The following is a 6,568-nucleotide window of genomic DNA, read 5'->3' on the forward strand; positions in this document are numbered from 1 at the left end:
GCCCTGTACGTGCCGCGTACAGATTCGGTGGAGATTACGGCACCGAAACTTACTCCCGCGTAAGTAAGTTGTCCGGCCCTTACCCTTGTGGGCCCATTTTGACCGGCTGACCTGTGCCGATGGTCCATACCGCCCGCCCCTCGACCCCCTCCCGGAGGTGCGCGCCGTGGGGTACGGTCACGGCGCTGTGCGGAGCGCCACAAGGAGCATCATTGCGCGAGTTCTCGAATCCTCCGATGGCATCGGCGACGCTGGTGGGCGGCCTCGCCGACGCCGTGTTCGACCATGCCGCCGAGGACCCGCTGCGCATCGCCTTCGGGCGCAAGACCGACGGGCGGTGGACCGACGTCACCTCGGGCGAGTTCCGTGACCAGGTGCTCGCCCTCGCCAAGGGCCTGATCGCCCAGGGCGTCCGCTTCGGCGACCGCGTCGCCATCATGTCCCGCACCCGCTACGAGTGGACGCTCTTCGACTTCGCGCTCTGGGCCATCGGCGCCCAGGTGGTGCCGGTCTATCCGACGTCCTCGGCCGAGCAGGTCTTCTGGATGCTGCACGACGCGCGGGTCACGGCCGCGATGGTCGAGCACGAGGACCACGCGATGACGATCGGCTCCGTCGTCGACCGGCTGCCCCAGCTGCGCAGGCTCTGGCAGCTCGACGCGGACGCCGTCGGCGAGCTGACCGCCGCGGGCCGCGACATCGACGACGAGGTGGTGCACCGCCACCGCCGCGCCGTCACACCCGACTCCATCGCCACGATCATCTACACCTCGGGCACCACGGGCCGCCCCAAGGGCTGCCTGATCTCCCACGCCAACTTCATGTTCGAGGCGGACACGATGGTCGGCCGCTGGGAGCCGGTCTTCCACTCCAAGCGGGGCGAGGAGGCCACCACCCTGCTCTTCCTGCCCCTCGCCCATGTCTTCGGCCGCATGGTGCAGATCGCGGCGGTGCGCGGCCGGGTCAGGATGGGCCACCAGCCGAACCTCAACGCGGCGGCGCTGCTGCCCGACCTCGCGGCGTTCCGGCCCACGTTCATCCTGGCCGTGCCGTACATCTTCGAGAAGGTGTTCAACGCGGCGCGGCGCAAGGCCGAGAAGGAGGGCAGGGCGGGCGCGTTCGACAAGGCCGTCGAGTGCGCGGTGCGCTATGCCGACGCGCTGGAGGCCAGGGCCTTCGGCATAGGCCCCGGTCCCTCGGCGGGGCTGCGTATGCAGCACCAGCTCTTCGACAAGCTCGTGTACTCCAAGGTCCGCGAGGCGATGGGCGGCCGGGTGCGGCACGCCATGTCGGGCGGCTCGGGCATGGACCGCAGACTCGGCCTGTTCTTCGCGGGCGCGGGCGTGACGGTCTACGAGGGGTACGGGCTCACCGAGTCCTCCGCGGCGGCGACCGCCAACCCGCCCGAGCGCACCCGGTACGGCACGGTCGGCCAAGCCATCCCCGGCACCTCCGTGCACATCGCGGACGACGGCGAGGTCTGGCTGCGCGGCGGCAACATCTTCCAGGGCTACCTCAACGACCCCAAGGCCACCGACGCGAGCCTGCACGACGGCTGGCTCGCCACCGGCGACCTGGGCGCGCTCGACGAGGACGGCTATCTGACGATCACCGGGCGCAAGAAGGAGATCCTGGTGACGTCCGGCGGCAAGAGCGTCTCACCGGCCCAGCTGGAGGAGCGGGTGCGAGACCATCCGCTGGTCGCCCAGTGCATCGTCGTCGGCAACGACCGCCCCTACATCGCCGCGCTCGTCACCCTGGACGCGGAGGCGGTGGAGCACTGGATGGCGATGCGCCGCAAGCCGATGCCGCCGCCCGGCGAGCTGGTCCGCGACCCGGACCTGGAGACCGAGGTGCGCCGGGCCGTCGTCGCCGCCAACACCCTGGTCTCGCAGGCCGAGTCGATCCGTACGTTCCGCATACTGGCCCACCAGTTCAGCGAGGAGCACGGCCTGCTCACACCGTCCCTGAAGCTGAAGCGCAAGGCCATCGAGACGGCGTACCGGACGGAGGTCGAGGCGCTGTACCGCGGCTGAGGCCCAGCGCGACGGCGCGACGGCGCGACGGCGCTCGCCGGTCAGCCGAGGACGAAGGGCAGCCGTCCGGTGAGTTCGCCGAGCGCCGCCCGCTCCGCCTCGGTCGGGGGCCGTCGCCCCGTGCCCACCAGCAGTGCGTCCGCGTCCGGGAACGACGCGGGGAAGCGGGCGCCCGCGATCCGCTCAAGGAGCCCGCGCGCCGCCGCGAGACTCCCGGCGGAGGGACCGGCGGCCTCCGGCAGATGCGCGATCAGGTCCAGGTGGTGCAGGGTCCACTCGATGACGTACGCGGACAGGTAGTCGGCGACGGTCAGCACCTGGTCCTTGGTGGCGACGCGGGCGGCCGGATCGGCGAGAGCGGCGGCGCGCCCGGCGGCGGAGCCCACGTCGTCGAGGTGGAACTTGAGCAGCCACGGCTCGCCGTACGCGGCGGCGAGCCGTGGCATCAGCGCGTCGAGCGGGTCGTCGCCGGTCGGCGGCTCGACCAGCTCCCAGTAGGTGGCCGCGTCCACGGTCGGCGCGGTGTCGGCGGGGGTGACCAGGGTGATCAGGACATCCTGCGCGTCGATGACCAGGTGGCAGGCCAGATCGCGGACGAGCCACCCGGCACAGCCCGACGGCCGCTCGAAGTCCTCGTCCGAGAGCCCGGCGACCGCCGTGCGCAGCGCCGCCCAGGAGTGCGAGAAGAGATCCACCCGGGCACGCTATGCCGGACATGACCGGCCGACAACCGGATATCCCCGATTCCCGCCCGGTGAGGAGGCGGGGGTTTCAGGAGCGAACCTCACGGACACCAGACGGAGCGGGTGCTTGTAGCGCCCACCTGGCCGTCTGCGCGGATGCGGCCGGAGTAAAGCGGAATAAATGGCCCCGCTATGGAATGCGGCACGGCCAGTGATCGTTGACCATGGCAGTACCACCCGACGAACCTAAGGATCGAGAGCTCGTGAGCAAGGTCCCCCCGATCATCCTGAACAACGGCGTCGAGATGCCCCAGCTCGGTTTCGGTGTCTGGCAGGTGCCGGACGACGAGGCAGAGACCGCGGTCACGGCGGCCCTGGAGGCCGGGTACCGCAGCATCGACACCGCGGCCGCCTACGAGAACGAGACGGGCACGGGCAAGGCCATCGCCGCCTCCGGCGTGGCCCGCGAGGAACTGTTCGTCACCACGAAGCTCTGGAACAGCGACCAGGGCTACGACTCGACGCTGCGCGCCTTCGACCGCTCCCTGGAGAAGCTCGGCCTCGACTACATCGACCTGTACCTGATCCACTGGCCCCTGCCGTCCAAGGGCCTCGCGATCGACACGTACAAGGCGTTCGAGAGGATCCAGGCCGACGGCCGGGCCAAGTCCATCGGCGTCTCGAACTTCCTCCCCGAGCACCTGGAGCGGCTGATCGCCGAGACGTCGGTCATCCCCGCCGTCAACCAGATCGAGCTCCACCCGCACCTCCAGCAGCGCGCCTCCCGCGAGTACCACGCGGAGCAGGGCATCGCCACCGAGGCATGGTCGCCGCTCGGCCAGGGCAAGGGGCTCCTGGAGGTCCCGGCGATCGTCGCGATCGCCCGGAAGCACGCGCGCACCCCCGCCCAGGTCGTGCTGCGCTGGCACATCCAGCTCGGCAACGTGGTGATCCCCAAGTCCGTCACCCCGTCCCGGATCAAGGAGAACATCGACGTCTTCGGCTTCGAGCTCGACCCGGAGGACATGGCGGCGATCTCCGCCCTGAACGAGGACCGGCGGCTTGGCCCCGACCCCGCCACGTTCGACGCGGCGTAACGCCCGGAGTTCTTCCGCAGGACCGGCCCGGTGGGTCAGGAGCGCCGCTCCTGCCACCGGGCCAGTTCCGTGCGGGTGGCGAGGGTCTCGGCCGCGTCCTCGCCGAGTTCCCGGGCGAGACCGTGGACGGCGCGACCCAGTTGGCGTACGGCGTTCTTCATGTCGTCGGCGGCGGCCAGGGCCCGCGCGAGCCGGGCGCGGGCCCGGTGGGTACGGATGTGGTCCTCGCCCAGGGAGTGCTTGAGCGCGTCGAGCGAGGCCTGGCACAGCTCGACGGCCGCGCCGGGGTCCCCGGCCTGCCGACAGGCGTCGGCGAGCGCGTCCCGCGCGCGGACGGTCTCCGGGTCCGCGCCGCCCAGTGAGCTCACCCGCTCGTCCAGGGTCCGCTCGATGAGCGGGATCGCGCGGCGCGGCTCCCCGGCCTCGCACAGCGTCTCGGCCAGCTCCTCGTAGGAGCGCCGGGTCTCGGCGTGCGAGGCGCCCAGCACCCTGACCCGCTCGGTCAGCGTCCGCTCGTACAGGGCCAGCGCCTTGTCGCGGGCGCCGGAGCGGCGGTAGGCACCGGCGAGGGAGGCCGCCGCGCGGAGCGTCTCCGGGTGGTAGCGGCCCTCGGTCTCGCCCAGCGTGGTGAGCGTTTCCTCGCGCAGGCGGACAACGCGCTCCTGGTCACCGATCGCCACGCAGGCGTGCGCGAGCCGCTCCCGCAGGCGTGACGTGTCGGGGTGTGCCGCGCCGAGCGCCCGGATGCCGAGCCCCAGGGCGTCCTCGTACAGGCCGATCGCGTGATCGAGGACCCCCTCGCTCTCGTAGACCCCGGCGAGAGCGGAGAGGGCGGTGAGGGTGAGGGGGTGGTCCTCGCCCAGGGTCCGACGGCATTCGGCCGCCATCCGCTCCAGTTCCCCGATGGCCCGTCCGGCGTCGCCCACGGCCTGGTGGGCGGCGGCCAGTTCGCCGCGCACGGTCAGGGTGAAGGGGGAGCCCCTCCCGTGCACCCGTTGCGCGGTGGCCAGCGTCTCCTCGTACAGCGCTGTCGCACGGTCGAACTCCTCCGCCGCCAGGCAGGCCCCGGCGAGCCGCACGCGCGCGTGCAGGGCCGTGGGGTGGTCCTCGCCCAGGGCAGCGAGCGCGAGGTGGCACACCTCCTCCAGCTCACGGACGGCAGGGGCCACCTCCCCCGCCGAGCGGTACCTGACGGCCGCCAGTGCCGCCCGCGTCTCCAGGACGTCCGGGTCGTCGACCGGCCGTCCCGCCCGGTCCAGCGCCTCCAGGCTCTCCATGTACAGCTCGATCGCGTGGCCCGTGTCGCCCGCCGCCACGAAGGCGTCCGCGAGCCGCGAGGCCACCGAGAGGGTCCCCGGCGCCTCCCGTCCGGACAGCCGCAGGCCGTCGAGGAGCGCCCGCCGCAGGAGGTCGATGCTCTGCTCCACCTGGCCCTGGCCGAGGAGGAACTGTGCCGTGTGCGTGAGGATGGCCATGAAGTGGCGGTTGTCGTCCACCGACCTGGTGCGTTCCAGGAGCGCCTCGATGTGCGGCAGCAGGCGCCGCCAGCGGGGCCAGGCACCCGGGTCGTCCGTGGTGTCGGGGAGCGCCTTCCTGAGGTGGCGGGCCGCCGCGATGCGGGCGTCGTCGATGTCCCGCGCGCCGCGGACACGGGGGTCCGGGTCGGGGGCGCGCGCTACCTCGGCCAGCACCGCGTGCACGGAGACCATGTCGTTCTCAAGACGGACGAGACCGCTGTCCGCCAGGAACCGCAGGGCGCCCGGCAGCTCCGCCTCGGCCATCACGGGCGGCAGCAGATCGTGCGGTACGGGCTCGGCGGCGTACCAGGCGAGGGTCAGGAGCAGCCGCGAGGCCGCCGGGTCGGCCGCGGCGTCGCGCAGCCGCTCCTCGAACACGTCGCGGATGCTCCGGGTCGCGACGCCCCCGTCACCGTCGTCCGGCGTCCCCTCGCCCAGGGCGGCCAGGTACTCCGCGACCGACTCGCCGGTGCGCGCGAGGTGGGAGCCCGCCATCGCCAGGGCCAGCGGCAGCCGGCCGAGCTCCGCGCAGAGGGCGTGCGCGCCCCCCGGATCCGCGCCCCTCAGGTCCCGGCCCGCGTACGCCTCCAGCATCACGGCGGCCTCCGCCGGAGCGGGTACGTCCAGGGGGATCGGCACGGCGACGCCCTCCCAGCCCTCGGCGACCCGGCTGGTGATCAGCACGGAACCGCCCGTGCCGAGACGCGCCAGCAGCTCCCGCACGTCGGCGGGGTCCGCGACAGAGTCCAGGACAAGGACCCAGGCGTCGTGCGCCCGCAGCCACCGCAGGGCCCACTCCACCCGGTCCGGCCCCGCCAGGGACTCCGTTACGGAGGGCTGGAGGGCCCGCGTGAGGCTGTCGAGGCCGGAGTCGATCGTCTCGGGTGACGACGCCCGCACCCGCCACACGGGGGTGAAGACGTCACCGGCGGCCACGCCCGCCGCCCACCGCGTCGCGAGCGCTGTCTTGCCGACTCCACCGATACCGTGGACGACGACACAGCCGAGCTCGCCCGGTGGCAGGCGCCAGCCGAGCAGTTCTTCGTCCAGACGCCGGAGTTCCGCCTCCCTGCCGACGAAGGGCGGCTGCCCGCCGACGTTCGTGAGGTGGGGCGGGGCGATGACCGCTTCGGGCGGGTCGAACGCCCCGAGGCGCGCTGCGGCGGCATCCTCCGCCGGGGCGCCGTCATCGGCGGGACGCTCCGCCACCCGGATCGCCCGGCCCCGCAGCAGCT

General features: G+C 72.8%; 4 protein-coding genes. 2 read left to right on the forward strand and 2 right to left on the reverse strand.

Annotated features, from left to right (window positions below; all coding sequences use genetic code 11):
• Positions 1-236: 236 nt before the first annotated feature.
• Positions 237-2,036 carry an AMP-dependent synthetase/ligase gene (locus AB8Z36_RS24905; protein ID WP_369215603.1) on the forward strand — a complete coding sequence of 600 codons (1,800 nt, stop codon included), beginning with the start codon at positions 237-239 and terminating at the stop codon, positions 2,034-2,036.
• Between the two features lie 41 nt (positions 2,037-2,077).
• Here the strand turns inward: AB8Z36_RS24905 and AB8Z36_RS24910 are convergent, their stop codons facing one another.
• Positions 2,078-2,731, reverse strand: coding sequence for a maleylpyruvate isomerase N-terminal domain-containing protein (locus AB8Z36_RS24910; protein ID WP_369215604.1), 654 nt, complete (start codon positions 2,729-2,731; stop codon positions 2,078-2,080).
• A gap of 212 nt (positions 2,732-2,943) precedes the next feature.
• Here AB8Z36_RS24910 and AB8Z36_RS24915 point away from each other — a divergent pair, with 212 nt between their 5' ends.
• On the forward strand, positions 2,944-3,816 hold the full coding sequence (locus AB8Z36_RS24915; protein ID WP_369215605.1) for an aldo/keto reductase: 873 nt from the start codon (positions 2,944-2,946) through the stop codon (positions 3,814-3,816).
• Positions 3,817-3,851: 35 nt separating this feature from the next.
• Here the strand turns inward: AB8Z36_RS24915 and AB8Z36_RS24920 are convergent.
• A partial coding sequence (locus AB8Z36_RS24920; RefSeq protein WP_369215606.1) for a tetratricopeptide repeat protein occupies positions 3,852-6,568 on the reverse strand: 2,717 nt, incomplete at its 5' end.

Origin of the sequence: Streptomyces flavofungini (genome assembly GCF_041028215.1) — a bacterium.
GTDB lineage: Bacteria > Actinomycetota > Actinomycetes > Streptomycetales > Streptomycetaceae > Streptomyces > Streptomyces flavofungini_B.

Bases quoted from the DNA above. Each gene is read 5' to 3' on its own strand.
- AB8Z36_RS24905 (WP_369215603.1), top strand. From the start codon at position 237: ATGGCATCGGCGACGCTGGTGGGCGGCCTCGCCGACGCCGTGTTCGAC.
- AB8Z36_RS24915 (WP_369215605.1), top strand. From the start codon at position 2,944: ATGGCAGTACCACCCGACGAACCTAAGGATCGAGAGCTCGTGAGCAAG.